Origin of the sequence: Paenibacillus hemerocallicola (assembly GCF_006265175.1) — a bacterium.
Classification (GTDB): domain Bacteria; phylum Bacillota; class Bacilli; order Paenibacillales; family NBRC-103111; genus Paenibacillus_AB; species Paenibacillus_AB hemerocallicola.
Genome location: NZ_VDCQ01000079.1, coordinates 18536 through 43071, shown reverse-complemented (window position 1 = coordinate 43071; position 24536 = coordinate 18536). Strand labels below are relative to the sequence as shown.

At 57.8% G+C, this 24536-nt stretch carries 24 protein-coding genes and 1 riboswitch; of the genes, 18 read left to right on the top strand and 6 right to left on the bottom strand.

The window, feature by feature from the left end:
* The first annotated feature begins 192 nt into the window (after positions 1-192).
* The 3 genes from FE784_RS35330 to FE784_RS35325 all read left to right on the top strand — a co-directional run bounded on the left by FE784_RS35330 (position 193) and on the right by FE784_RS35325 (position 1576).
* A complete protein-coding gene (locus tag FE784_RS35330) occupies positions 193-381 on the top strand; it encodes a carbon storage regulator (protein WP_139606947.1) in 189 nt (62 codons plus the stop codon).
* Between the two features lie 181 nt (positions 382-562).
* Positions 563-811: a DUF7662 domain-containing protein gene (locus FE784_RS43025; protein WP_425465585.1), complete on the top strand. Its 249-nt coding sequence runs from the start codon at positions 563-565 to the stop codon at positions 809-811.
* A gap of 201 nt (positions 812-1012) precedes the next feature.
* Positions 1013-1576: an FAD-dependent oxidoreductase gene (locus tag FE784_RS35325; RefSeq protein WP_139606946.1), complete on the top strand. Its 564-nt coding sequence runs from the start codon at positions 1013-1015 to the stop codon at positions 1574-1576.
* Between the two features lie 140 nt (positions 1577-1716).
* Here FE784_RS35325 and thrC read toward each other — a convergent pair whose 3' ends face one another.
* A complete protein-coding gene (gene thrC / locus FE784_RS35320) occupies positions 1717-2982 on the bottom strand; it encodes a threonine synthase (RefSeq protein ID WP_139606945.1) in 1266 nt (421 codons plus the stop codon).
* 165 nt (positions 2983-3147) lie between these two features.
* Between thrC and FE784_RS35315 the strand changes: the two genes are divergently transcribed.
* Both FE784_RS35315 and FE784_RS35310 read left to right on the top strand, forming a co-directional pair.
* Positions 3148-4032, top strand: a complete 885-nt coding sequence (locus FE784_RS35315) for a LysR family transcriptional regulator (protein WP_139606944.1) — start codon at positions 3148-3150, stop codon at positions 4030-4032.
* 393 nt (positions 4033-4425) lie between these two features.
* The gene (locus FE784_RS35310; protein ID WP_176706738.1) at positions 4426-5169 is read left to right on the top strand and encodes a PHP domain-containing protein; all 744 of its coding nucleotides are present in this window, start codon (positions 4426-4428) and stop codon (positions 5167-5169) included.
* Positions 5170-5278: 109 nt separating this feature from the next.
* Here FE784_RS35310 and FE784_RS41310 read toward each other — a convergent pair whose 3' ends face one another.
* Entirely contained in the window at positions 5279-5449 is a 171-nt protein-coding gene (locus FE784_RS41310) for a hypothetical protein (RefSeq protein WP_176706737.1), read from the bottom strand.
* 284 nt (positions 5450-5733) lie between these two features.
* Here FE784_RS41310 and FE784_RS35305 point away from each other — a divergent pair, with 284 nt between their 5' ends.
* From FE784_RS35305 to ptsP, 10 genes are all read left to right on the top strand, one after another.
* Positions 5734-7776: a BglG family transcription antiterminator gene (locus FE784_RS35305; protein ID WP_139606942.1), complete on the top strand. Its 2043-nt coding sequence runs from the start codon at positions 5734-5736 to the stop codon at positions 7774-7776.
* On the top strand, positions 7773-8918 hold the full coding sequence (locus FE784_RS35300; RefSeq protein ID WP_139606941.1) for an amidohydrolase/deacetylase family metallohydrolase: 1146 nt from the start codon (positions 7773-7775) through the stop codon (positions 8916-8918). The genes FE784_RS35305 and FE784_RS35300 overlap by 4 nt, the downstream gene beginning before the upstream one ends.
* Positions 8909-9271, top strand: coding sequence for a PRD domain-containing protein (locus FE784_RS35295; RefSeq protein ID WP_139606940.1), 363 nt, complete (start codon positions 8909-8911; stop codon positions 9269-9271). Before FE784_RS35300 ends, FE784_RS35295 begins: the two co-directional genes overlap by 10 nt.
* A gap of 44 nt (positions 9272-9315) precedes the next feature.
* Positions 9316-9684: a glycine-rich SFCGS family protein gene (locus tag FE784_RS35290; protein ID WP_139606939.1), complete on the top strand. Its 369-nt coding sequence runs from the start codon at positions 9316-9318 to the stop codon at positions 9682-9684.
* A gap of 9 nt (positions 9685-9693) precedes the next feature.
* Positions 9694-10485, top strand: coding sequence for a DUF4311 domain-containing protein (locus tag FE784_RS35285; protein ID WP_139606938.1), 792 nt, complete (start codon positions 9694-9696; stop codon positions 10483-10485).
* Positions 10485-11135, top strand: coding sequence for a DUF4310 family protein (locus FE784_RS35280; RefSeq protein ID WP_139606937.1), 651 nt, complete (start codon positions 10485-10487; stop codon positions 11133-11135). The genes FE784_RS35285 and FE784_RS35280 overlap by 1 nt, the downstream gene beginning before the upstream one ends.
* Before the next feature lie 243 nt (positions 11136-11378).
* Complete coding sequence (locus FE784_RS35275) at positions 11379-12491, top strand: DgaE family pyridoxal phosphate-dependent ammonia lyase (RefSeq protein ID WP_139606936.1); 1113 nt, start codon at positions 11379-11381, stop codon at positions 12489-12491.
* Positions 12488-13219 carry a KDGP aldolase gene (locus FE784_RS35270; protein WP_139606935.1) on the top strand — a complete coding sequence of 244 codons (732 nt, stop codon included), beginning with the start codon at positions 12488-12490 and terminating at the stop codon, positions 13217-13219. The genes FE784_RS35275 and FE784_RS35270 overlap by 4 nt, the downstream gene beginning before the upstream one ends.
* Positions 13220-13233: 14 nt before the next feature.
* Positions 13234-13494 carry an HPr family phosphocarrier protein gene (locus FE784_RS35265; protein ID WP_139606934.1) on the top strand — a complete coding sequence of 87 codons (261 nt, stop codon included), beginning with the start codon at positions 13234-13236 and terminating at the stop codon, positions 13492-13494.
* Positions 13495-13509: 15 nt separating this feature from the next.
* Positions 13510-15219: a phosphoenolpyruvate--protein phosphotransferase gene (gene ptsP / locus FE784_RS35260; RefSeq protein WP_139606933.1), complete on the top strand. Its 1710-nt coding sequence runs from the start codon at positions 13510-13512 to the stop codon at positions 15217-15219.
* Positions 15220-15309: 90 nt separating this feature from the next.
* Here the strand turns inward: ptsP and FE784_RS35255 are convergent, their stop codons facing one another.
* The 3 genes from FE784_RS35255 to FE784_RS35245 all read right to left on the bottom strand — a co-directional run bounded on the left by FE784_RS35255 (position 15310) and on the right by FE784_RS35245 (position 19086).
* Positions 15310-15780, bottom strand: coding sequence for a C40 family peptidase (locus tag FE784_RS35255; protein WP_246132328.1), 471 nt, complete (start codon positions 15778-15780; stop codon positions 15310-15312).
* 3 nt (positions 15781-15783) lie between these two features.
* Positions 15784-15920, bottom strand: a riboswitch (cyclic di-AMP (ydaO/yuaA leader).
* A 353-nt stretch (positions 15921-16273) separates the two neighbouring features.
* A complete protein-coding gene (locus FE784_RS35250; RefSeq protein ID WP_139606932.1) occupies positions 16274-17089 on the bottom strand; it encodes a hypothetical protein in 816 nt (271 codons plus the stop codon).
* 14 nt (positions 17090-17103) lie between these two features.
* Positions 17104-19086 (bottom strand): M1 family metallopeptidase, encoded by a 1983-nt coding sequence (locus FE784_RS35245; RefSeq protein WP_139606931.1) that lies wholly within the window; start codon positions 19084-19086, stop codon positions 17104-17106.
* 127 nt (positions 19087-19213) lie between these two features.
* On the opposite strand from FE784_RS35245, the gene FE784_RS35240 reads away from it, so the two are divergent.
* Positions 19214-19705, top strand: coding sequence for a YwhD family protein (locus FE784_RS35240; RefSeq protein WP_139606930.1), 492 nt, complete (start codon positions 19214-19216; stop codon positions 19703-19705).
* A 203-nt stretch (positions 19706-19908) separates the two neighbouring features.
* Here FE784_RS35240 and FE784_RS35235 read toward each other — a convergent pair whose 3' ends face one another.
* A complete protein-coding gene (locus FE784_RS35235) occupies positions 19909-21993 on the bottom strand; it encodes a transglycosylase domain-containing protein (RefSeq protein ID WP_139606929.1) in 2085 nt (694 codons plus the stop codon).
* A gap of 253 nt (positions 21994-22246) precedes the next feature.
* Here FE784_RS35235 and speE point away from each other — a divergent pair, with 253 nt between their 5' ends.
* Both speE and FE784_RS35225 read left to right on the top strand, forming a co-directional pair.
* Positions 22247-23074, top strand: coding sequence for a polyamine aminopropyltransferase (gene speE, locus FE784_RS35230; RefSeq protein ID WP_139606928.1), 828 nt, complete (start codon positions 22247-22249; stop codon positions 23072-23074).
* 115 nt (positions 23075-23189) lie between these two features.
* Entirely contained in the window at positions 23190-24461 is a 1272-nt protein-coding gene (locus FE784_RS35225; RefSeq protein ID WP_139606927.1) for an AGE family epimerase/isomerase, read from the top strand.
* The last annotated feature ends 75 nt before the right edge of the window (positions 24462-24536 follow it).

The window sequence follows — 24536 nt, the reverse complement described above, 5'->3', positions numbered from 1 at the left end:
GAACCAACAACCGCAAGGCGTACTGCAATTGCTCCGTTAATTTGCTGTCTTTCTCTCCGGAGGGTTTGGTTTACGCCAAACCCTCTTTTCTTCTAAAGCGCAGCGTTACGTTCGTGTTGCGCTTCGGTTGATATAATCCTTTTATCAACAATTGAGTCATTTGCTGAGAGCTGACTCAGGGAGGATACGATCATGTTGGTGGTAGGCCGAAATCCGGGAGAATATGTCGTAATCGGTGACGGGATTACTGTTCGAGTAGTGAAGAGCAATGACGGAGACTTGCGGTTGGCCATCGATGCACCCAAAGATTTGCCCATTTGGCGAGGGGAACTGTATGAGGAGCTATTTCCCCGAAAGGACGGAGTTTCCATCAAGCGCTAGAATCGAACTGAAACTGCAAATGAGGCAGGCAAAGCCAAGGGCTCCGGGGTACACGTTCCGGAGTTTTTTCTTTTTGAATTTCAATAAATTTTCATCAACTACATGACGTATTCATCACCCCGAAGGAATTGTTCAGTATTTGTTCAGCGGCATCCGTTACACTGGAAGAGGGTGATATGGGATGCACAAATATAAGCAGCTCGAACAATTCCTCTATGTTCAGAAAAACACGAAGGTTACATTGGCTTTCGAGCAGATCGAAGAAATTCTAGGGTTTTCTTTGCCCAAGACGGCGAAGACGCAATGTCATTGGTGGAGCAATACGATCAGCGATTCTAGGTCGCCGGCGATCGCTTGGTTAAGGACGTTCCGAAGGGTTTCTCACGTCGAGCCAGGCAAGCACGTGACATTTAGCCGGTCCTTGATTTGAGCTATGCCTCCACAAGAAAGATCCCGTGATCCGAGCGGATAACGGGAATTTTTGCGTTTCGTTTTTGGAGGAGAGGGAATCCTAATCATACAAACATACGCAACGCATAGTAGAATGTGTCTTCAGCCACATTTTCTTTTTAATGCAACTTTTTGTATACTAAAGTATAGAAATTCATTCCATTTTGAGGAGGACAAGTTCATGTATGACATGGTTATCGTCGGAGCAGGCCCGGCTGGGGCAAGCGCGGCTCTTTTCGCGGCCAAGGCTGGTAAAAAAGTTTTGGTCGTAGACAACGACCATAGTGTAACGAAACGGGCATGGGTCGAGAATCATTACGGTGTGCCGGAAATCAGCGGACCGGATTTGCTGGAGACGGGCAAGAAGCAAGCGGCCAAATTCGGCGCCGAATTCGTGTCTGGCAAAGTGAGCGGTGTTTCCCGCGGGGAAGACGGCATCAAGGTACAGACGGAAGAGGCAGCATACGATGCCGGTCATGTTATATTGGCGACCGGATTCCTCCTCGATTTGGCGGAAGCGTCCGGGCTTGACACCGAACCCGGCAAAGAGCCTAGAGTGAAAGCCGTGTTCAAGACGGACAGCGAAGGCAGAACGAGCATACCGGGAGTGTGGGCGGCAGGAACATGCGCCGGAGTCAGCGTGCACACGATCATTACGGCCGGTGACGGGGCGAAGGTCGCCATCAATGTCATCAGCGAAATCAACGGCGAGCGTTACGTCGATCACGATGTTTTGAAGGCTTAAGAGATCTGCGAATAAATAAATGTCGAAGCAGCGGGTGCTAACCGCTGCTTTTTAATTTTGCTGCTTTTTTTCATTGAGGGATTCTGAGAAAAAAAACCCGAAGCCTGCCTGCAAAGCCAGTGCTTCAGGAGATTTTGCTGTTAAAGAAGCATGCCCCGTATTATCTCTGGAGAAAGCTTGGCCGGAGCCGGTGTTTCGACCGTATTAGTCGCTCCGAGGCGCAGCGCGCGTTCGATCGCTTCCGTATCCTTCAGCAAGTTCCCGGTCAAGACGCAGGCGACCGTTTCGTCCGATCCGATCGTACCGCCCGCAACGAGCCGACGCAGTCCGGCGAGCGTCGCAGCCGAAGCCGGCTCGCAGCCGATTCCGCACCGGTCTATTAGAGCCTTCGCTTCGAGAATCTCCTCGTCGGTTACCGAGGCGGTAACGCCGTTCGCGTTATCGATAGCGTAACGCAGCGCTTTCGGCCAATTGGGAGGGTTGCCTATACGGAGCGCCGAGGCGACCGTATCCGGCTTTGGGGTCGGGGATAGCGATCGTTGTCCCGAGCGGACCATCCGGTGAAAAGGCGAGGCGCCTTCCGCCTGAATAACGGCGATCCGCGGGGCGGAATCGATCAAGCCGATTTCGCGAAGCTCGGCCAGCCCTTTACCCAGCGCGGAAGCGTTGCTTAGAGCGCCTCCCGGTAAGACGATCCAATCCGGCAGCTTCCAGCGCATTTGGTGCGCGAGTTCGAATACGATGCTTTTCTGGCCCTCAATCCGAAGGGGATTGATCGAGTTGCAGACGTACAGACCGAGCGATTCCGCATAACGGTCCAGAAAAACGATTCCGTCGTCATACCCGCCTTCCGTCCGAACCATCCTAGCGCCATAAGCTTCGGTCTGCAGCGCTTTGTTCTGCGATACTCCCTCTGCGGGAAGAAAAATGACTGCTTCCGCGTTTGCAAGCGCCGCATACATGGCCATGGAGGAAGAGGTATTCCCGGTAGAGGTGCAGGCGAGACGTTCGTAGCCGAGCCAGAGACCGTGCGAGACGGCTACCGTCATGCCGTTATCCTTGAACGAGCCGCTCGGATTTTCGCTTTGCGCTTTCATCCAGAGCCGGCGCACTCCTGCCGCCTTTCTCAGCGATTCATTTTCGTACAGCCCGGTATTTCCTTCGTATTTCGTAATGATCCGGTCGACCGGCAGTTCGGGATGGATAAGCTCTTTGTACCGCCATACTCCGCCGGAGAGAGGCGTGTTGCGTTCTGACAGACGAGCGTCGAACAACCGCTTGAGCTGTTCCGCATCCGTGCGCGAGTAATCGTGGAGGACGTCAAACAAGCCTCCACAGCCGCAACGGTATAAGCCGCGCTCCGAGAAAGGGGCCTCCCTGCCGCATTGCAAACAGACGAATTTCATCCGGTGTGAGGAGCGTCCGCAACCGTGTTCCCGTTGCGCATGTCCTCGTCCCTCCTTATGTTCTTGTCATGGCGGCGCCGCAGCTTTAGAATAAGGGAGTATGAATAATAAATCCAATATATATTTATTACATAATCATAAATTTGTTTGATAGGATGATGCTCGGTGAATTTGCACGCGTTTCGCGTATTTCACGAGGTTGCGGAAAGCGGCGGGGTAACGAAAGCGTCGGAAAGGCTGCGGATTAGCCAGCCGGCGGTAACGGCGCAGCTGCGCAATCTGGAACGAGAGCTCGGGCTGGTTCTGTTTCGCGCGAAAGGACGCGGCGTGGCACTAACGGAGGCGGGGGAGCGGCTGGCCGAGCAGGGGAGACGGCTATTCGCGCTGGAGCACGAGATCGAACGCGAGACGGAACGAATTCGTCTCGGAGAGCAAGGACGGCTGCGCATAGCGGCCACGTATTTACCGGCCAATATGCTGTTGCCGCGATGGATTGCGCGGTATAAGCGGGAATATCCGGAAGTGGAAATCCTTTTGACTACGGTCAATTCGAGTAAGGCATTCGACCGGCTGCTTCATTATGAAGCGGATTTGGCTGTCGTGGGGGGCGGACGAGAGCTGCCGGACGGGCTGGCGCACATGCCGCTCATGCAGGACGAGCTGTGGTTTATTGTGCCGGGGGGTCATCCGTTGGCGGGACGCGAGGCGTCGCTTCAGCGTCTGGTCGCGGAACCGTTTGTCGTGCGGGAAGAAGGCAGCTCCGGTCGGGAGCTGCTTGAGGCATTATGCCGTCTGCACGGAGTGACCATGCCCGGTATCGGTCTGCAGGTCAGCGGCACCGGCGAGACGATCAGGGCGGTAACCGCAGGTTACGGAGCGGCTCTCGCTTCCGCCCTGGAGGTCCGGGAAAGCATCGGACGCGGCGAGATTGCAAGAGTGAGCGTGGACGGAATCCGTCTGCACAACCCGATCGGGCTGTATACGCGCAGCGGAGATACGCTTCCGCCTTTCGCCCGATTGTTTATCGACTTTATTACCGGCGGGCCGTAACCGTTTGTCGCAGAATCCATTCCGCGGTTTATGCCGCCGTCGTCATGCGAAGAGGCTCGACGGACGTTCGAGGTTCTTTTTGCGAAGAGTGGGCAGCTAGACCACGTCGGATGCTTTTTTGCATGTAGATCAGCGATGGCCGGCTGCCCCTTGGTTCTGTAACGATAGTCGCGCTTGTGCGGCATTGACAATGAGGATGTCTTCACCTAGAATAAACTTATTTATTAAGTTAAATCAATAAATCGGTACTTGATCACGGAGTTATGCAGACTGGTACAGAATATTCAATGAAACAAGCGCGGGTTGTGCCGGATGAAAACCGTAATGCGAAGCAGCCTGATGGATAGAGGGGCTAATCGGCGGTGCGGAACTGTTTCAAGGGGAGGGAAGCGCGTGTATAAAACGGAGCGGATTTATGATCTGGAGCTATTGGCCCGGCAAAACCTGCACATTCATACCACTTATTCGCCTTGTGCAAAGCCTGAAATGATCGCCCGCGAAATCGTCAATACGGCCGTGAGGGATCATATCCGGATCATCGCCCTTACCGATCACTATAACAGCAAGGATTTCCGAATATTGGACACGAATTTGGCTTTGAAAGAGCAAGCGGAGGCATGCGGCGCCGATATTCAAGTGCTGTATGCCGCCGAGCTGTCCGCATACGGGGTCGGCAAATTTCTCGATGCTCCTGAAATCAACGAAGCATTGGACTACAGACTGTATGCCTACAACCACTACCATCTGGACTACTGGGAACACCCCGAGGACAAGTCGCCGCGAGGGTATGTACGGCATGCGCTGGAAGTTTTGGAGTCTTTGTTCGCGACGAACCGGGCCGATTGCATCGCCCATCCCTTTATCGGCAGATTCATTCGTTGCTTCGATGACAAGACGCTAGTTACGAGGGAGATCATCGATAACGAGTTGGGGGATATCCTCGAGAAAGGGAAGCGAGCCCAGGTCGCCTGGGAACTGAACGTGCCCGCCATATTCGCCGATCCGGAATTCTCTAAGCGTTATTGGCGCATCGGCCAAGAGGTCGGCGTAACGTTCAACATGGGTACGGATGCCCATCAACTGGCTGCGGTCGGAACATCGCAGCACCTGGATCGATTGAAACGGTTATTGCAATAAGGCGATCCCCGGAAGCGCGTGCTTCTCGTACGCCACCTGCTTGCTGAACGCAACCGGCTATCCGGCGCGAATAGTTTCCATAGTAGCAGTCGGGAGACGATCCCGACTGCTATTTCGCATGCATGCAATGGCTGCTACTGTGCTCTTGCATGAGCTCCATATCGAGAATGGCGGGATCGTGTACAAATAAATGCAAGGATAGAAACCCTTTTTGGGAAATATAGGTGAAGGCAGGCATGTTGGACACCCGCAAGTCTTTGCGGTGGACAAACAAAATCACGGTCGTCTCTCCTTGTAAAATGTGCTCTTATGAAAGGCCGGCGAGTAAGTCCGCTACAGATCGGGAATATGCCCCCGCTCGCCTCTACACCAGACTTTCTAGCGAAACTCGGCTTTGCCGCATCTATTCATTTTCGCAATGGTACCGTCTTATTCCTGCCGAAAATCGTGCAACGGAACCGTCTTCATCTTTTGCACGATTGGCGGGGAAGCGATTTGTTCTGTTCCGCCCCATTGGGGTGGCTTATAATTTTCATATAACACTTGCGATCGGAGGGATGGCCGATGCGGCTGCATGTACGTGCTCGCGACGTATTGCTCGTTCTGACCGAAGCGGGGCATCCCGTGAAAATCAAGCAATTGGCCGAACGGTTCGCCGTAAGCGAACGGACGATCAAATACGATCTCGAGCTGATTCGCGAACGGCTCGCCGGAACGAAGGCGGAGCTGATGTCGCGGCCGAACCGCGGCGTATGGCTGGAGGGAGACGAGGCAACGAGGCGTCTGCTGCGCGAGGCGGTAGCGTCGGAAGAATCGTCTTCGTTCCTGAGCGCCCGGGAAAGGCAAAACCGCATGGCGCTGCTGCTGTTGGACCAGTCGGGCTTCATCACGCTGGAGCAATTGGCCGAAGGCGTGCAGGCGAGCAGAAACACGGTCCTGTCCGATCTGCAGAAGGCGGAGGAAAGCTGGGGCAGATGGGGGATCGGCTTGGAGCGCGAATCCGGCAAAGGGGTCCGCTTGACGGGAGCCGAATCCGAGAAGCGCAGATTGCTGCAGTCCGTGGCCGAATCGGTGCTGACGGGAAGCGACATGCTGCGCATCGTGCAAGGCTTGTGGCGCGGATTTCCATGGCCGAAGGACGTCGGGAACAAGCTCGAGCCTTCGCTGCTCGGATTGGCGGACATGGATCGCGTGCAAGCCGCAACCGGCCGGATCATACGATTATGGAAGGAACGTCTCGACACGACGGTTTCGGACGAAGCGGCAATAGGCGTCCTGTTTCGTATGGCGGTCACGGTGAAACGTCTAAGGAACGGACAGGCGCTCCCGGCGACGCGGGCGGAGGACGGCCGCAGGCAACAGCAAGAACAAGAACATGTGGCGGAAGGCGGGGAGGCGGTACCGGCATGCCAAGAAATGCTTTTGCAGTCATTTGGCGAGCTCGGGCTTCTGCAGGATATGAATGCGAAAAGGTTTAGTGCGGAGTGGGAGACCGCTTATGCGCTCATGCCGCTAGTGTCGGGAGAAGGCAGGAGCGACATGGTGGTGCCCGCCGAACAGAGGCGGAAACGGATGGAGCTGGCGTCCTTCGTCCGAAAGCTTGTCGACCGGCTTGCGGAGCGGATGGAGCTGCCGTTTGGCCGCGATGGCGAGCTGTATGAAGGGCTGCTGACCCATTTGATCCGCAAAGCGGATCGAAGACGGTTCGGCGTTCATGACGCCAACCCGCTGGCGGCGGAAATCGCCAGAACGTACCCGGAGCCGTTCGAGGCGGTGAAGCTCGCTTGCCGGCAGCTCGAGAGCGCATATGGCTTCAAGCTGAGCGATAGCGAGGTCGCGTACTTGGTCATGCATGTGCAGGCCGCCATCGAGAGGGAGCGCGAGACTGTCCGCTTCCGCGCAGTCGTCGTATGCGGGACCGGCAAAGGAACGGCACGGCTGCTGAAGACGCTCATCCAAAACCGCGTGCGGCATATCGAGGTGGCGGAATGCTGCTCGGTGTCGGAGGCCGAGAACGCAGTCAATCGAACCGATGCGGATTTGGCGATCAGCGTGCTGCCGATGGAGCTTCCCGTGCCGGTGGTCAAGGTAAGTCCGCTTCCGACCGGAGAAGATTTCGCGGCGATCGCGGCTTGCCTGGAGAGGCTCGATCCGTCTAAAACCGAGTCCTCGGACCGGCGTGGCAAGGCGGGAGGCTGGGCGCATCCCGCAGCGGCCACGCCGGAGCCTTCCTCGGTAATGCCGCTGGCCGATATGCTAGGTCGCCTTGATCCGGCGGACTGGCCCGCTGCCGAGCAGGTCTCCAGAGATTTGACCATTCGCGGCTTCGAGCTGATGCAGGCCATCGCCGGCCGGTTTCAGGCGAACTTGACGGAGTCGGCAACCGCCGGGCTGTCGCTGCACGTCATGCTGATGGTGCAGCGGCTGGCGTTCGGCCATCCCTATGAGGATATGCAGCCGGTCTTGCCGGCGGACACGCCGGAGGAGGCGGAGTGGCGCGAAGCTCTGGCCGGTATTTTCGGGCAATACGGACTACCGGCCGCGGAAGCGGAATGGCGCGCGATCATGCGCTACTTTCAACCTTTAGGGGAGGGGGGATTATCATGAACAGCAAAACACTCGTTATCCGGAACGGAACCGTGATCGACCCGTCGCTCGGCTTGAACGGGAGTTACGATGTACGGGTCCGCGGCGGGCTTATGGAAGGCGTGTATGCCCCGGGCACGCTGCCGGCAGGCGACGGGACGGAGCAGGAGCTGGAGATCGATGCCTGTGGCTGCATCGTCACGCCGGGCTGGATCGATTTGCACGCACACTTGTTTCCCGAGCGGGCCGTACTGGGCGTGGAGGCGGATAGGGTCGGCATCCGGCAAGGCGTGACGACACTGGCGGACGCGGGAAGTACGGGGACGGCCTACTTTGGCCGATTCGCCGAGGAAGTTATAGCGGCGAGCCGTACGGAAGTGCTCGCTTGGCTCAATATCGCCGAGCAGGGGCTTTGCGAAGGAAGGGCAGAGCTTGCCGACTTGTCGCGGCTAAAGGTCGAGCAAACGGTCGAGCTTGTGCGGGCAGAGCCGTCCATCATCGGGATCAAAGCAAGAATGAGCGGTTCTGTCGTCAAAGAGAACGGCATCCGGCCGCTCGAAATCGCCAAGGCTGCGGCCCGGACGGCGAACGTACCCGTCATGGTGCACATCGGCAACGCGCCTCCGCGCCTCGGCGAGGTTCTGGACTTGCTAACGGCGGGGGATGTCGTTACCCACGCATTTCACGGCAAGGCGGGCGGATTGTTCGATGCCGACGGGCGGATCATTCCCGAAGGGGTGGCCGCGCTCGCGAGAGGCGTCCGCTTGGACATCGGGCACGGAAGCGCCAGCTTCAGCTTCAAGACGATGCGGCGCGCTCTGGAGGCGCGTATAGGACGATACACGGTAAGTACCGACATTTACCGGCAAAATTGCGAGGACGGGCCGGTATACAGCTTGGCGGTTACTATGTCGAAGCTGCTCGCTCTCGGTATCGGGCTCGACGATATCATCGGAGCGGCGACGAGCCTGCCCGCGCAGATCGCGGGACGCGGGGAACAGTTGGGCACTTTGCGGACCGGAACGATAGCCGACATAACGATTGCACGGGTGAAAGAGGCGGAGACGGAGTTCGTCGACGCGGAAGGGGAACGGCTGGCCGGCACGCAGGTTATCGAGCCGGAGTGGACGATTAAAGGGGGAGAGCTGCACCGATGCGGGTAGACAAGGAGACGATCGGGCAAGTAACGGCACAGCTGCTGGCCGATGAAAGCGAGCGACGACTGGTGGCCGGTTGGCTGGAAACGATTCTGGAATCGGCGGGCGCGGCGGGCTTGACCTTTACGCCTGAGCAGCATCTTGGGCTCGGTACGCATATGCTGGCGGCGCTTAGACGGGGTGAAAGCGGCGAAGCGCTGCCGGAAGTGGAGGCGGACACGCTCGAGCAAGTGTCCTCGAAAGCGCTGACGCTTAGCCGGGACATACTGGAGCCGATTGCCGCAGAGCGCAACTACGCCTGGAACAGCACGGAGGCGCTGCTGCTCGCCGTACATTTCGAAGCGGCCATGGAGGAGTAACGCGACATTCGCACACAAGAACCTATAACGGAGGAGAAACCATTATGGAACATCAACAAGTGAAAGTCGTTATCGGCGATCGGCTCGGCAAAGGGCAAAACGTAGCCAAAGGCGTGGAGGCCGCCGGCGGCATCGCCATCGTCATCCCCGGGGTAGGCGCGGATATGAAGCTTGGCGACGTGATGAACAAGGAAAATGCCGATTTCGGCATCTCGTTCTGCGGCAGCGGAGGAGCCGGCGCGATTACGGCCCAGACGAAGTACAAATACCCGGCCGCCTACAGTCTTCGTTCGGTCGAGCAAGGCTTGACCGCCATCCGGGACGGCAAGAAGGTGCTCGGGTACGGATTCATGGATACGGAGGAGCTGGGACGCCGTCTGACGGAACAGTTCATTCAAGCCAAAAGGGGTTGAAGCCTCGCGATGGAATTCGTTCTTTTTATGCTGAAATCGATGGCCGTAGGGGCGCTCGCCGGCTTCGGCGTCGGCGCGGGCATCGCCCGCATGTTCCATGTTCCGGACGTGCAGGGGATGGGGGCGTTTCGGGTCATGGGCGAGCTCGGCGCCTGCGAGAACGATCCGCGGGCCCATGCGAAGTACGGGACCCAATATTTATGGTCGTCACTGCTGACCGCGCTCGGAACCGGAGTGCTTACCCAGGATGTGACCAGCCGGATCGTTCCGAACTGGGCCGCGGCCATTTTGTTCAAACGGCGAAGCGCGCCCGAGGAGGCGCTCTATCACCCCCGCCGCATGGCACTGCTCGGAGCGCTGCTGGGCATGGCCGTCGTCGCTCTGCTGAACGGGGCCTTCTGGATGATGCCGGAGTCGACCAAGGCTGCCGCCGCCGCGGTGCTCATCCCGGCCGCGAAATGGTTCGTCCATCCGGTCATGCCGGCCATCTTCTGGCTGGCGGCCATGGACGCGGGCAAGCGGACCGGCATATGGGGAACCGCTCTCGGAGGAATATCGCATTTTGTGCTGGGCAACGCCGTTCCCGGCATTATGCTGGGCATTTTTATCGGCAAACGGGTGGAGGACATCGGATGGAACCGCGCGACGATCGCATGGGTAGCCTTCATCCTTGCAGCGTTAGCGGCCGTAGGATTTGCTAGGGAAACCGATCTGCAGCTGCTGCGTGATATGGATGCAAGCGCGCCTTCCTGGCTGATCGGCGTTCACGACTTTTTCGGAACCGGAGGGGGCGGGCGGTAATGGAGAACAAATCCGGGTTCTGGTATTCCAATCGGGCGTTTCCGTTATTTACGGCCATTATGGCCGCCGGAGTATTCGCCGGCACGCATTTGTACTATACGGCCCACACGGGCGTGTTCAACGAATTGTCGGTAGTGGCCATGCTTACGGCCGCGCTGCATGGCGGCGGATATGGCGCGGCCGCGGCATACGGGATCAGCTTCATGCTGGCCCGCGTGTTCGAGGGCTCTCTGACCGGCGTCCTCGATATCGGGGGCGGCATGCAGACCGGTATCGGGATCGGCATACCTGCGCTGCTGCTCGGCGCAGGCGTTACGGCGCCGCTCGCTTCTTTCCCGCTAGCCCTGCTGACGGGCGCGCTCCTCGGGTACGCGGTAGGCGCGGCCGTGCTCTGGCTGCGGGCGAGGTCGCAGCGACCCGATGCGGTTCCCGCGGCCTCGACGTACGGCTCCGATATCATTATAGGGGCGGGCAATTCGGCGGCGAGATTTCTCGGGCCGCTCGTCGTAGCCTCGGCTCTGACGGTATCGATCCCGATCGGCCTCGGCGCTCTCGCCGGAGCGATCCTGTTCTATTTATGGGATCGGCCGGTCGCCGCCGGCGCCATTGTCGGGGCGATGGTCCTCGGAACGATTTTTCCGGTCGCGTAGAAGATGGATGAATAAATCCTAAGAGATGATTGAAATGCAGATGGGGGTGGGAAAGATGCAGCGGAAAGTTTACGGGCCTCATTTGAAATCAGCCTCCCACCGCACGGTCTATTCAAGGGAACCTGATTTCAACGGGAGGCTGAAGCGCTTATTCCCGCTTCCAGTCTTAACCGCTCCATCTCTTGGCTGACTTATTCTCCGTACCTCTTCACCGGTTTAAACAACCATAAAGGCGGTGTCCATATGAACGTATTCAGCAAATTCGGCTTGAAGCAAGTCGTCAACGCCAGCGGCAAAATGACGGCGCTCGGCGCAAGCGCGGTCCACCCCGAGGTAGCCCGGGCAGTATCCGAAGCGGCGCAGGATTACGTGGAGATCGACGAGCTGCTGGTCGCGGCCGGCCGCGAAATCGCCAAAGCGACCGGGGCCGAGGACGGCTGTCCGACGACGGGCGCGGCTGCGGGGATCGCCATCGCGACGGCTGCGGTGATTGCCGGAACGAATTTATCGCTTATCGAGCGGCTGCCTCGTCCTGCCGGCGTGCCCGACGAGATCGTGCTGCAGAAAGGCCACTCCGTCCACTTCGGCGCTTCCGTCACTCAGATGATCGCGCTGGGAGGCGGCAACCCCGTGGAGGTCGGCCACGCCAACCATACGGAGAAAGCGCATCTGACCGAAGCGGTCAACGACCGCACCGCGGCGCTGCTGTTTATCCAATCGCATCATGCGGTCCAGAAGGGCGTGCAGTCGCTGGAGGCTATGAAGGAAATCGCGGCTGCCAAAGGAATACCGCTCATCGTGGACGCGGCGGCGGAAGAGGATATGCGCAAATATATCGCGCTCGGCGCCGATCTCGTCTGCTACAGCGGCGGCAAGGCGCTGGAAGGTCCGACGTCGGGCTTTATTTGCGGGCGCAAAGATTTGATCGAAGCTTGCCGTGCGCAGTACAAAGGGATCGGCCGGGCCATGAAGGTAGGCAAGGAAGGCGTTGTCGGCCTGCTGACCGCTCTGGCGCGGTATGGCGCCAAGGAAGAAACGGGCGGCGAGCAGAAAGCGCGGATGGAGCGGTTCCTGCAATTGCTGGAGGGCGTCCCGGGGGTCAAAGGGGGCATTTCCCAGGACGAGTCGGGACGGGACATTTACCGTGCCAAGCTGGAAATCGATCCCGCTACCGCCGGCATGGACGCCAAGCAGCTGATCAAACGGCTGCAGTCCGGAGATCCGGCCATTTATACGCGCAATCATTATTCGAACGTCGGCATTATTTTCATCGATCCGCGTCCGCTGCTGCCGAATCAGGAGCAGCTGATCGCGGACCGTATCCGTGACATTATTTCGAAGGGGAGTTCCATATGAGCCGCAAGCCAGCAGTAGGATTGAACGTACTTGCCAAAGATTTGGACAATGCCAAGCTAATAACGGAAGCTGCCCGGGGAAACGTCATGGTCGGCGTGATGGTTAAAGAGTTTGCGACCGTAGACGCGGCAGTCGAGAGGGTCGAGGCGTTCCAGGCGGCCGGTGTGCAAGTGTCCGTCGGGCTGGGCGCGGGAGACCCGACCCAATGGGAGAAGGTCGTTCAAGTAGCCGTACGGACGAAGCCCGTTCACGTCAATCAAGTATTTCCGGCAGCAGGCTATACGATCGGGGCGCTGAAGCAAGCCGGTTCGTCCGGCACGCTCGTCAATGCCTTGGTTCAACCGGCCGGGGAGCCGGGTAAAGTGATCGTAACGACGGGAGCGGCGAGCCGGGCGTTCAAGGAAGCCTTGTCCTGCGAGGCGGCTGCGGCTATGCTGGCCGACATCGGCGTACATTCGGTCAAACTGTTTCCGATCGAGGGCGCGAAGCGTCTCGACGAAGTCGCCGCGATGGTTAAGGCGGCGGTTGCTCAAGGCATTACGATGTTCGAGCCTACGGGAGGCATCGAGCCGTCGAATGTGGCCCGAATCGTGCAAGTATGCGCGGAGAACGGGGCGCAGCGCATCATTCCGCACATCTATACATCTATCGTAGATCCGGCTACCGGTCTGACCCGCATCGGTGATGTGGAGCAGTTGCTGGATCAGTTGAGCGACTGGATCGATTAAGGGGGAGCTGCATCATGATTAGCCGGGAACTGGAATTGCGCAATGCGGGCGGGCTGCATGCCCGTCCGGCAACTTTTTTCGCCGAGACGGCCGCCAAGTTCGAAGCCGTCGTTACGGTCAAATTCAAAGACAAGCAGGCGGACGGCAAACGGGTCATCGGTCTGATGAGGCTCGGAGCGAAGCAAGGGGACAGCGTGACCATCGTGGCGGACGGAGCGGATGAGGCCGAGGCTATTGAGAGTCTTGCCGGGTTTCTGGCCCATATCGACGGCTAAGGGAGGAATCGAGCGATGATTCAGGGGATACCGGGAGCGTCGGGAATCGCGATCGGCCGCGCATTGCTCTTAAGCCGCAATGCCGCCGTAGTCAAGAGAGAAACCGTGCCGCAAGGGGAAATCGGACGGGAGCTTATACGCATCGACGAGGCGCTCGGGCGGACGAAGGAGCGGCTGCAGCGGCTGCGCTGCGAAACGGAGCGAAAGCTGGGCGAACGCGAGGCGGACATCTTTGCCGCTCATCTGGCCATCTTGTCCGACCCGGAGCTGGAAGAGGAGATACGCCGCAGCGTATCGGAGGAGGCTCGCAGCGCGGAAGCGGCCGTTACGGCGGCGGTCCGGCTGCTCGCCGACGAATTCGAGGCCATGGATGACGCCTACATGCGGGAGCGGGCAGCGGATTTCCGCGATCTCGGCCAAGCGCTGTTGGAGCAGTTGGGCGGGGCCGGGCTCTCACCCTTTGCCGGAATCGAGGAGGAGTGCATCCTGATCGCTTACGAGCTGACGCCCTCGGATACAGCCCAGCTGCCCCCGCTCGTGCGAGGCTTCGTCACGGAAGCCGGCGGCGCAACGTCCCATGCCGCGATTATGGCCCGAAGCCTGGGGCTTCCGGCGGTCGTAGGAGCCCGCGCGGTCATGCAGAGCATCTCGGACGGCGATACGATCGTCATAGACGGGGCTTCGGGGGCCGTATGGGTGAATCCGTCCCCGCAGCGGCTCGGCGTCTATGAACGGAAAAGAGCCGAATGGCAGGCGGGAGTGGCGGCGGATCGGGAGCAGGCCGGCGCCGAGGCGGTTACGTTGGACGGCCGTACGATTGCGCTCGGGGCCAACATCGGGAGCGCCGCGGAGGCCGGGAACGCGCTCGCGAACGGAGCCGAAGAAATCGGCTTGTTCCGAACCGAGTTCATGTACATGAACCGGGACCGCGCGCCGGACGAAGAGGAGCAGGTGCGCCAATATGGAGCCGTCTTCGCCGCCATGGGCGCCCGTCCGGTCGTTCTCCGGACGCTGGATATCGGAGGGGACAAGGAGCTGCCCTATTTGAACCTGCCCGCGGAACCGAATCCGTTTCTCGGCTGGCGAGCCATTCGTCTATGCCTGGACCGCCGCGATTTGTTCGACGCGCAGCTTCGCGCTATGCTTCGGGCGGCAGGGGCGGACGGCCAGTTGCGCATTTTGTTTCCGATGATCTCGACTGTCTCCGAGCTTCGCCGCGCCAAAGCTGCCGTAGAGGAAGCTGTCGCCGGCCTGCGCCGGGAAGGGTCGGCGGTACCGGAGCGGTGGGAGACGGGAATCATGATCGAAATCCCGTCTGCGGCGCTGCTGGCGGACGTGCTTGCGGAGGAAGCCGACTTCTTCAGCATCGGTACGAACGATTTGACGCAATATACGCTGGCGGTGGACCGGATGAACGAGCACATTTCCGCGCTCTATGACAGTTATCATCCGGCGGTGCTTCGCCTCATCCGACACGTGGTCGAATCGGCGCACGCTCGCGGGAAGCGTGTCGGCGTCTGCGGCGAAATGGCCGGAGATCCGTCAGCCGTGCCGCTTCTTGTCGGACTGGGCGTGGACGAATTGAGCATGAACGCGCCTTCGCTGCCGGCCGTCCGCAGAATCGTTCGCGGTATCCGCCAAGCGGAAGCGTGTGGGCTTGCCCTGGCGGCGCTCGGGCTGGAAGACGGACATCAAGTACGGGAGCTGCTGGAGCGGGGATTATAGACTTCAGACGCAAAGCGGCTCGGTGTAATAGATTACAAGCCCGGCAAGGCGGATATCCGCGCTTGCCGGGCTTGTGCCGGGTTGTTGCCTTTACTTCGCTTCCGCTACCAGCTCGTTGTAGAGGTCGTCCCAGATGACTCTGCGGGCGGACACATAACGAGTTTTGTAGTACTTCTCGTTCATATTGTTCCTCACAACGCCATCGTCGGTTGCCGAGTGAATGAACTCGTCGTTGCCGAGATAGATGCCGACGTGGGAAATGCCTTTGCCGTCGGTGTTGAAGAACACCAGATCTCCGGGTCTCAGATCTTTTTTGTCGATCCAATACCCTTTCGTAGCTTGCGATTTCGATTGGTGGGGCAGCTCGATGCCAATCTTGTTGAATATGAACATCGTGAAGCCGGAGCAGTCGAACCCGCTCGTGGTCGTCCCAGCGCTCTTATACTTGGTGCCGATATACTCGTCAACCGTCTTGTCGAGCACGGTTTCCGCGAAAGCGCTACCAATCTGAGCACAGAACAGAACGACCATGGTTGTTAACACAATAGCTGCCTTTTTCAAAGAGGCGACTCCTTCCGGTGCCTACGAGGTTAGCTGAGGGTTCGGTCGAAGGTGCCCTATGATCACTTGCATGCGAGATCAATTCACCCGGAATGGTTCCCCCGTTTCCTGCTTGCGCAGGAATTCGGCATGTTTCGATTATTTTGTTTCCGGGTAATTATAATTCGCCTTTTCCGATGGATTTCCTGCTTTATTCCAACATTTTTTTTGATAAAATCAATTTTATTTCAAAAAAGCTTAAAATAACGAGAAAAAACCCCTTCTCTGTCGTGAAAGAGAAGGGGGCGGGCTCGGTTATAAAGTCGAAAAGAGATTATGGAATACTAAAAGGGGGCGGGGAAATGTGCGTAAAGCGGAGCGGCTGACTTTATAATCGAGTTGTAACCTCGGCAATTTCAAATAAGACAACTGGATTTTAACGGAAGTGGAGTGCATTCCCCGCCTCCTTGCCTTCATAGCTTCCTCTCTTTGAATACTTCCGGTTCGCCATATCTCATTTCGCTTCGCCGGCATATACGTGATACTGCGCGGCGATCGTCCACAGCTTGAACAGCAAGTTCACGATATGGAACAGCTGCTGCAGAATAAGGGCGGAAATGCCGGCCCACAAGAGAGAGGCGGATAATGCGGCGGCCGTCGCCGCGCCGGACAAAGCGATAATCGTCAGAGCCAGAGCCGCGATGACGGGAAGCTTGCGGAGGAACAGCAGGAGAGACTTGCCGGCCGTGTCCTCCGCCGTTCGTCCAAGCTGAATATAGATGAAGCACAGGCGGAGCAGGAAGCCGTACAGGACATAGGCAGCGATCCAGGGCAGAAGCGCGAGTCCGAGCGATGTGTAATCGCCGTGCTTCAGGAACGCTTTCTCCGCTACCGGATACAGCCAATACAAGGGCGCCAGCGTCAACGCCATCTGGATCAGATAGTATCCGAAGAACGGCCGTCCCAACTGCCGGATTCCTTGCAGAAACCGATAGCCCGAATTCATATGGGCATTGTGGATCGAATAGTAGACTCCCGCGTTCAGCAGCGGAGTAAGGAGCATTCGCGCGGCCACGAATGCGAGCAGCAGCCACAAATACGTATGGCTGATATCGGTTTTCATCAGGCGGAACTGCCCTTCCGCCATAAACAGATGGGAGGCGCCCGGCGCCAGATGCTGGCCGGGAAACCGGTGCATCAGCGGGACGACAACCGATTTGACGAATAGGAGCAGCAGGAAGCCCCAAGCGAAATGGTACAGCCATAGCACGAGAAGGAGAAACGTATGCGATGTCGTCGTTTTGAAGCCGTTTTTCAAATGGCGGAGCATAAGCGGCATTCACCTCACCAGGCGACCCCGTTCAACAAGGTCTCGATCAATTTGACGATCCCGATATTCCAGCGTACCTTCCACTTGCTGTCCACGGACACTTGCATAAAGTTGTTGATCCGCTTCGTCTCCAAAATCATTGTCTGCCGCGGATCGATCGCGACCCATTCGATCGGCGATTCGCTCGTAAGCGTGTACAGCACCTGCGGATCCCGGCCGTCCCAGCTTTTGTCCACGTCGGAGCCGTCCGTAAAGTGAAAGCGGATCGGCACGTCCATATAGTGGCCGCCGTATTTCTTGATCAGCACGGCATTCTCGTACACCGTCTTGTCGTCCTGCTTGATTTTGCGGGTCTGAATATGCTCGACGGCATAGTCGGTCATGCTGCCGCCGTTGACGAACTGATCGAAATATTCGCTCCAGCTCGTTTTCGTGACGCTTTCGAGCACGGCTTGGAAATCGCTCGTACCCGGGTGCTTGAATTTCCATCGTTCGAAATACGTTTTCAGCACGCGAAGCATCTGCTTCTGTCCGATTTGCTTCTCGATGCCCGTCAACACGAGCTTCGCGCGGGTATAGACGTTATCGGCGTAGCGGCTGTGCCCGCCATACAGCCATGACGCTTGCCGGAGCGGCTCCGGACTCGTAATATAGCTCGATTCGAGCGGGAGGTTCGTTTTCTGCCCGAATTCGCTCGCCATGAGCAAATCCTCGGCATAGGACGTAAAGCCTTCGTCCAGCCACGCCTCCTCGAATTCGTTGCTCGCGACCATGCCGTACCAGTACTGGTGGCCGATTTCGTGCACGATGACGCGCTCGAGCTCGAAGCCGTCGGTGCTGTCGGACGCCTCCCAGCCGGTGACGAGCGTCGGATACTCCATGCCGCCCGCGCCGTTGCCGCCAGGCGGGGGGATGACGATGGACAAGGTCGAATACGGATAAGTACCGAACCATTCGCTGTATTTGGCCAACGCCCGCTTCGCCGCGTACAGGTAGCGGTCTTTCAACGATTCGTGCGCGGGATCGAGGTACAGCTTGATTTTGACGCCGGGCACGTGAGGGGTCGAGAACGGCTCCTCCACATAAATGAAGTTCGGAGAGGCCGCCCAGGCGAAATCGTGAACGTCGTCGGCGTAGAACTGGTACGTCTTCTTCGTCCCGTCGTCGGCGGCAGGCTTGGTCGGAAAGCCGGTAGCCGCCACCGTATAGTTGGTCGGAACCTGAATGCGCACGTTGTACATGCCGAAATCGGCGTAAAATTCCGAGTTGCCGTGATATTGATGCAAATTCCAGCCTTCCTCGGCTCTGCCGCGCATCCCTTTTTTCTCATAGACGGCGATCTTCGGAAACCATTGTCCCGCCATGACGAAATCTCCCGCATAGCCCATCCGGGCGAATACATAAGGGAGCTTGACCGAGAAACGAAACTTGACGGTCGTCTCGCCGCCGGGATTGACCGGTTGCGGGAGGCGTATTTTCATTAATGTCTGATCCTGCTTGTTGCCATCGTCGGGCTGTACGAATTGCATCGAGGGTGTCAGATCGGTTCCGTCCTCGGTTGCGATCGATTCGATCGTCATGGCACCGTAGCTGTCGTTTTTCATTTCGTCCTGCCGCAGCTTGCCTCCGGATTCGCGCAAAAACGTCGACTTCTTCGATTGGAATGCATTCGGATACAGATGAAAGTATAGCTCGCTGACAGGCTGGGTTCCCGGGTTTTTCCATGTCAAGGCTTGGGCACCGGTCAAGCTCTTCTGTTCGGCGTCCAGCTGGACGGCAATATGATACTCCACGATCCGGTTGCTGAGCGGCTTCGGCGTATCCTTGACGGTCGGCGACGGCGGCTCGAGCGGTTGGGGCGCAGGCCCGGGTTCGTTCAAGACGGTAGACGCTGCGTAAGGCCAGGGGCGCCCCGCGAATTGGACGGTAATCGTCGCGGCAAGCAGTGCAAGAAGGACAAGCCATAGTGTGCTGCGTTTGGACAGGCGTTTGATCATAAACGATTCTCACCCCGTTGACAAGCATCTACAGCATGTATATGTTTGCTTTTCGCGGATTATTAGCTAAAATAAGTGGAAACGGGACGATTTTTCGCCAGTCGGAAAAATGGAAGGTGAAGCTGCCATGGAAAACAATGAAAAAAAGAAGCTGGCGCTGAACGTCGTCAGCAGCAAAGAGCATAAAGGCTTCGGCGCGGGCGCGCTCGATTTGTCCAATTTGTCCAGCGTCATCATTGACGGAGACGAAGCATACATCGATTTGGGCGCGATTCATGCCAAGAGCAAGGTGGAGCGCGGCGTCAAGTTTTCCATGAACAAGGAGGACGTGCCGAACGGCCGCAAGTGCTGGATCGTGTGGGTGTACGTCGGAAGAAACGAGGAAGGGCAATTTTACTCGGGGGCGACGGCCTGCGAGATGCTGGTCGATACCGAAGCCAGAAGAGGCTGGAAAATTCTCGCCGAACACGTCAACAAAATGGACTACGCGCTCAAAGGGCGAATCATTTTGGACGGGTTGAACGAGACGGAGAAGACGGCTCTCCGAAACGTCTTGATCGGACATAACGCGGAATGGTGGGAACGCTCGGGAGAGGCTCTGAAGCAAGGGCTCGCCTGATCTCGAATCTTTTGTGTCGATTGTGTGTCAGCCGTTGTGGGATTGAGGCTTCTCGGTTAAACTAATTGGAGTATATTTGCACAATATACTAGGACAGCAAAAAGGCAGACGATTTCTCGTCTGCCTTTTTGTGTTGCGGCGCAGGCTTCGGGCCCTGCAGGGCCGCTCCACGCCGAACATCGCGGCGCTTTGTCCGGACCGCCTCAGTCGTTCCACCAGCGTTTCAAATCATTCCACCACGAGCCCTTCTTCTGCTCGTTCTTCCCGTCGCTCGGCGGAGCGTTCCCGTGCTCGGAGCAATAGTCGGTCGGCTCCGTCCCTTTGACGAACACTTCCGCCCGGGCGCCCGGACACTTGTCGGTAGCCAGCTTGCCCGTAGCCGGGTCGATATAGACGCTGACCACGTTGTCCGGCATCGGGAACAGCTTCGGGGGGACCGCTTCGAGGGCATGCTCGGTGAAGTCCGCGAAGATCGGAGACGCCTTGTACGAATCCACGGAGCTGATGACGCGGTCGCGGTCGTATCCGACCCAGACGGCGGTCGCAAGCTCGGGCGTGAAGCCGACCATCCACGCGTCGGTGTTTGTCGTACCGGTTTTGCCGGCAACCGGCCGCTTGATCTGCTCGGCGACCCGGCCGGCCGTTCCTCCCGGGTCAAAGACGCTTTTCATCAAATTGGTGAGCGTATAAGCGTATTCCGGCTCGACGACCTTTACCTTGGAAGGCTTTGCTTCATATAATACTCGACCGGTGGAGGATACGATTTTCGTAATGACCGTAGTCTCGATTCGCACGCCTTGATTGGCGATAACCCCGAATGCCCCCGCCATCTCGAGGGGGCTGACCGGGTACGTGCCGAGCGCAAGCGAAGGAAGCGGCTCGAGAGGGCTCGTCACGCCCATTTTTCGCGCCGTCTCGATAACTTTGTCCGCGCCGACCTGCATGATCGTTTGTACCGCGTAGATGTTGTCCGATTTCGAGATCGCTTCCCGCAAATCGATAAAGCCGTTCGGGTATTTGCCGGCGAAATTGCTGGGCGTGTACGTTTTCCGCCCGTTGTCGTACGTGAACACGGTCGGTTCGCTCTTGAACCGGCTAACCGGAGTAAAGCCCGGCTGCTGCAGCGCCGTCAAATAGACGAACGCCTTGAACGCGGAGCCCGGCTGCCGGCTGTCCGATATGGCCCGGTTAAACTGATTGGCGCTGTAATCTTTGCCGCCGACCATCGCCTTCACGTAGCCGTTGCGCGGATCGATCGCCACGAGAGACGCCTGCAGCTCGTCCTTGTCGTCCAACTGCTTGGCGACGGCTTCTTCGGCGACCTTCTGCATAGCGAGATCAAGCGTCGTGTATATCCGGATGCCGCCCTCCTCGAACTCGCGATCGTCGATACCGAGCTGCTGTGTGGCTATATGGCGCACGTAATCGCGGAAATACGGCGCCTGGACGACTGTGTTTTTTTTGGCCGCCGGCTGGATATCCAGCTTCTCCCGCTTGGCGTTCTCCGCCTCCTGCTCCGTAATGAAGCCCTGATTGGCCATTTCGGATAAAATCAGCTCCTGGCGCTGCTTGGCATTGTCCATATCGAAATAAGGCGAGTAATAGCGCGGCCCCTTCGGTACGCCGGCGATCATCGCGCTTTCGGCAAGCGACAGCTCGCTTACGTCTTTGCCGAAGAACAGCTTCGCCGCGGCTTGGACGCCATATGCGGAATTGCCGTAATACGTGGCGTCGTTCAAATACTTCTCCATAATCTGATCTTTGCTGAGCTGCATTTCGAGCTGGACCGCGTACATCGCTTCTTTTATTTTTCTCGACCAGGTGCGATCCTGGGTCAAATATAGATTTCGGGCCAGCTGCTGGGTCAGCGTGCTTGCTCCCTGGACCCTGTCCATATGCTGCACGTTGACGACGGCGGCGCGGGCAATACCGCGCAAATCGACTCCTACGTGATCGTAGAAACGTTTGTCCTCGATGGCCAGCGTAGCGTCGATCAAAGATTTCGGTATGCTTTTCAGCGGCACGAATTCGCGGTTTTGGCCCGGCTGGAACGAGGTGATCAGCTCGCCGTGCATATCGTACATTTGCGACGGCTGGGAGAATGTCCCGACCGGGAGCGCTTGGGAATGCAAATAGAGCACGAGCACGACGAGTCCCGATATGCCGAGCAGGGCGCAGCTGAACATAAACGTCACGAATTTGCGGAAGCGCCCCTTTTTGGGACGGCGTCCCTGTCTCGAACGGCTTCCGCCGCCGCGGCCGTTTGTGCTATGATCCGTTCCCTCCATAGCGGCTCCTCCTTCGGTGGGCATCTTTGGAAACTACTATTCCTAGTATGGGGTGCGAAGGAGGCTGCTATTCAAGGAAGCCGAAGAAAAAGCGAAGATTGCTTCCGATTTCGTGCTGCTTCTTTTAAGTTTTTATGAAAGACGACGGTTTTTGCATCGGGCCGTTGCATTTTTGCGGTGTTTTACTATAATACAATTTGTGCCTTGTGGTACAATGAAGGAAGCGAGTTAAGGGAAGGAAGGGATGACCCTCATGGAACTGTGGTATACCGAGAAACAGACCGAGGAATTCGGCATTACGGCCAAAATTAAAGAAACCCTCGTTAGGGAGCAGACGGAATTTCAAGATTTGGCGATCATCGACACGACGGAATGGGGCCGCATGCTCGTGCTGGACGGCATGGTCATGACCACGGTACGCGACGAGTTCGTCTACCATGAGATGGTAGCCCATCCCGCCTTGTTCACCCATCCGAATCCGAAGCACGTGCTGGTTGTCGGCGGCGGCGATGGCGGCGTCATTCGCGAGGTGCTGAAGCACCCCAAGGTCGAGAAAGCGGTACTGGTCGAAATAGACGGCAAAGTTATCGAATATTCCAAAAAATATTTGCCCGAAATCGCAGGCGAGCTGGATAATCCGCGCGTGCAAGTCATTGTCAATGACGGATATATGCACATTCATGAGCATAAAAACACGTATGACGTTATCATGGTCGACTCTACGGAGCCGGTCGGGCCCGCTGTGGAATTGTTCAGCCGAGGCTTCTACCAAGGCATCTACGAGGCGCTTAAGGAAGACGGCATTTTCGTCGCCCAGACGGACAACCCTTGGTTCAAGGCGGATTTGATCCGCACGGTCAACCGGGACGTTCGCGAGATTTTCCCGATCGTTCGCGTGTACGGGGCGAACATCCCTACTTATCCGAGCGGTCTGTGGACGTTTACGCTCGGAAGCAAAACGTACGATCCGCTGCAGGTCGACGAGACCGGCATTCCCGAGATCGAGACGAAGTATTACACGCCGCGGCTGCACAAGGCTGCGTTCGCGCTGCCCAAGTTCGTGGAAGACTTGATCAAATAATCGAAGCATCACGATAAAGCCGAAAGATGAAGGACGCCCTTCATCTTTTTTTTCAGCTTGCAGGCCGAATACGGCTCGTACCTACATACCTGGGGAGAAAGGGAGAGGATTGCCGATGCCACGGTTGGATTCGCCGGTACTGCTCGACGATTACAAACGACATTTGACGGATGTGCTGCTGCCTTTCTGGTGGAATGAAAAGGCGCTCGATCGCGAGCTGGGAGGCGTATTTACATGCTTCTCGAATGACGGCAAGAGCCGGACAAGCACGGATAAGTACGTATGGTCCCAGGGGAGATTCGTGTGGGCACTGGCGCGGCTGGCCGATGCGGTACGGCGGGGCATGGTGCCTGGCGATGCGAATGCTTATTTGGCTCATGCGGCGAAGACGGTCGGCTTCCTGAAGCGTCACGCGATCATGGATAACGGCAACTGCGCCTACTTGTTGACCCGGGAAGGCGAGAAGAAAGAAGTATACCCGGGCAAGGGGTACGATATCAGCTTGTTCGTCGATTGTTTCGTGGCGATGGGGTTTGCGGAATTCGGACGGGTAAGCGGGGATGCGGAGACGATTGCCGAAGCGCTCGGACTGTTCGACCGTCTGGAGCGGCGGATCGCTTCCGGGGATTTGCGCAGCGAGCCTTACACGCTGCCGGATGCTTTCCAGTCGCATTCGATTCCGATGATTATGCTGAACGTCGCGCAGTCGGTTCATGAAGCTTTGCTCGCTTCCGGACATCCCCGGGCCGGCGAGCTTTCGCAGCGGCGGGTAGCCTACGCGAACGAGATTATTACGACTTTCTTCCAACCGGACGATACAGTGGCGGAGGTGCTCAGGGCCGACGGCAGCCGGGACGCGGATTGGGTCGTGTCGCGCCACTTGAACCCCGGACATACGCTCGAGGACATGTGGTTCGTCCTGCACGAAGCGGAGAAGGAGCGCAACGCGGAATGGATCGAACGCGTATCCCGGGCAATCAAGCGGGCGTATGCGATCGGTTGGGACGAGACGTTCGGAGGGCTTCTCCACTACGTCGACTGCGAAGGCGGACCGCCAAAGGGAACGGACCGGGGGACGGCCTTCGACGCCAATGTGTTGAATACGTGGGACAGCAAGCTGTGGTGGGCGCATTCCGAGGCGCTGTATACGACGCTTCTCGCCTACCGTCTGACGGGGGATCGCGATTTCGCCGAGCTGTACGAGAAAACGCATGAATACGTGTTCCGGACATTCCCGAACCCGGACGTAACCGTCGGCGAGTGGATCCAGATCCGGGACCGCGACGGACAGCCGCTGGATAAAGTGGTCGCGCTGCCGGTCAAAGATCCGTACCATATTATCCGCAATGTGCTGCTGATCGTCGAACGGCTTTCCGACAAAGCTTGAACGTCCGTTTTCGACAAGATCCGTTGAATTTCGGGGCGCGGTGCGATACACTTAGGAACTGGTGCTAAAGGAACG

Excerpts from the sequence above, each read along its gene's own strand:
- FE784_RS35290 (WP_139606939.1), top strand. The coding sequence starts at position 9,316 with ATGGAACATCAACAAGTGAAAGTCGTTATCGGCGATCGGCTCGGCAAA.
- FE784_RS35270 (WP_139606935.1), top strand. The coding sequence starts at position 12,488 with ATGAGCCGCAAGCCAGCAGTAGGATTGAACGTACTTGCCAAAGATTTG.
- FE784_RS35275 (WP_139606936.1), top strand. The coding sequence starts at position 11,379 with ATGAACGTATTCAGCAAATTCGGCTTGAAGCAAGTCGTCAACGCCAGC.
- FE784_RS35330 (WP_139606947.1), top strand. The coding sequence starts at position 193 with ATGTTGGTGGTAGGCCGAAATCCGGGAGAATATGTCGTAATCGGTGAC.
- FE784_RS43025 (WP_425465585.1), top strand. The coding sequence starts at position 563 with ATGCACAAATATAAGCAGCTCGAACAATTCCTCTATGTTCAGAAAAAC.
- FE784_RS35325 (WP_139606946.1), top strand. The coding sequence starts at position 1,013 with ATGTATGACATGGTTATCGTCGGAGCAGGCCCGGCTGGGGCAAGCGCG.
- FE784_RS35305 (WP_139606942.1), top strand. The coding sequence starts at position 5,734 with ATGCGGCTGCATGTACGTGCTCGCGACGTATTGCTCGTTCTGACCGAA.
- FE784_RS35245 (WP_139606931.1), bottom strand. The coding sequence starts at position 19,086 with ATGATCAAACGCCTGTCCAAACGCAGCACACTATGGCTTGTCCTTCTT.
- FE784_RS35280 (WP_139606937.1), top strand. The coding sequence starts at position 10,485 with ATGGAGAACAAATCCGGGTTCTGGTATTCCAATCGGGCGTTTCCGTTA.
- FE784_RS35300 (WP_139606941.1), top strand. The coding sequence starts at position 7,773 with ATGAACAGCAAAACACTCGTTATCCGGAACGGAACCGTGATCGACCCG.
- FE784_RS35295 (WP_139606940.1), top strand. The coding sequence starts at position 8,909 with ATGCGGGTAGACAAGGAGACGATCGGGCAAGTAACGGCACAGCTGCTG.
- speE (WP_139606928.1), top strand. The coding sequence starts at position 22,247 with ATGGAACTGTGGTATACCGAGAAACAGACCGAGGAATTCGGCATTACG.
- FE784_RS35265 (WP_139606934.1), top strand. The coding sequence starts at position 13,234 with ATGATTAGCCGGGAACTGGAATTGCGCAATGCGGGCGGGCTGCATGCC.
- FE784_RS35240 (WP_139606930.1), top strand. The coding sequence starts at position 19,214 with ATGGAAAACAATGAAAAAAAGAAGCTGGCGCTGAACGTCGTCAGCAGC.
- thrC (WP_139606945.1), bottom strand. The coding sequence starts at position 2,982 with ATGAAATTCGTCTGTTTGCAATGCGGCAGGGAGGCCCCTTTCTCGGAG.
- ptsP (WP_139606933.1), top strand. The coding sequence starts at position 13,510 with ATGATTCAGGGGATACCGGGAGCGTCGGGAATCGCGATCGGCCGCGCA.
- FE784_RS35250 (WP_139606932.1), bottom strand. The coding sequence starts at position 17,089 with ATGCTCCGCCATTTGAAAAACGGCTTCAAAACGACGACATCGCATACG.
- FE784_RS35225 (WP_139606927.1), top strand. The coding sequence starts at position 23,190 with ATGCCACGGTTGGATTCGCCGGTACTGCTCGACGATTACAAACGACAT.
- FE784_RS35235 (WP_139606929.1), bottom strand. The coding sequence starts at position 21,993 with ATGGAGGGAACGGATCATAGCACAAACGGCCGCGGCGGCGGAAGCCGT.
- FE784_RS35285 (WP_139606938.1), top strand. The coding sequence starts at position 9,694 with ATGGAATTCGTTCTTTTTATGCTGAAATCGATGGCCGTAGGGGCGCTC.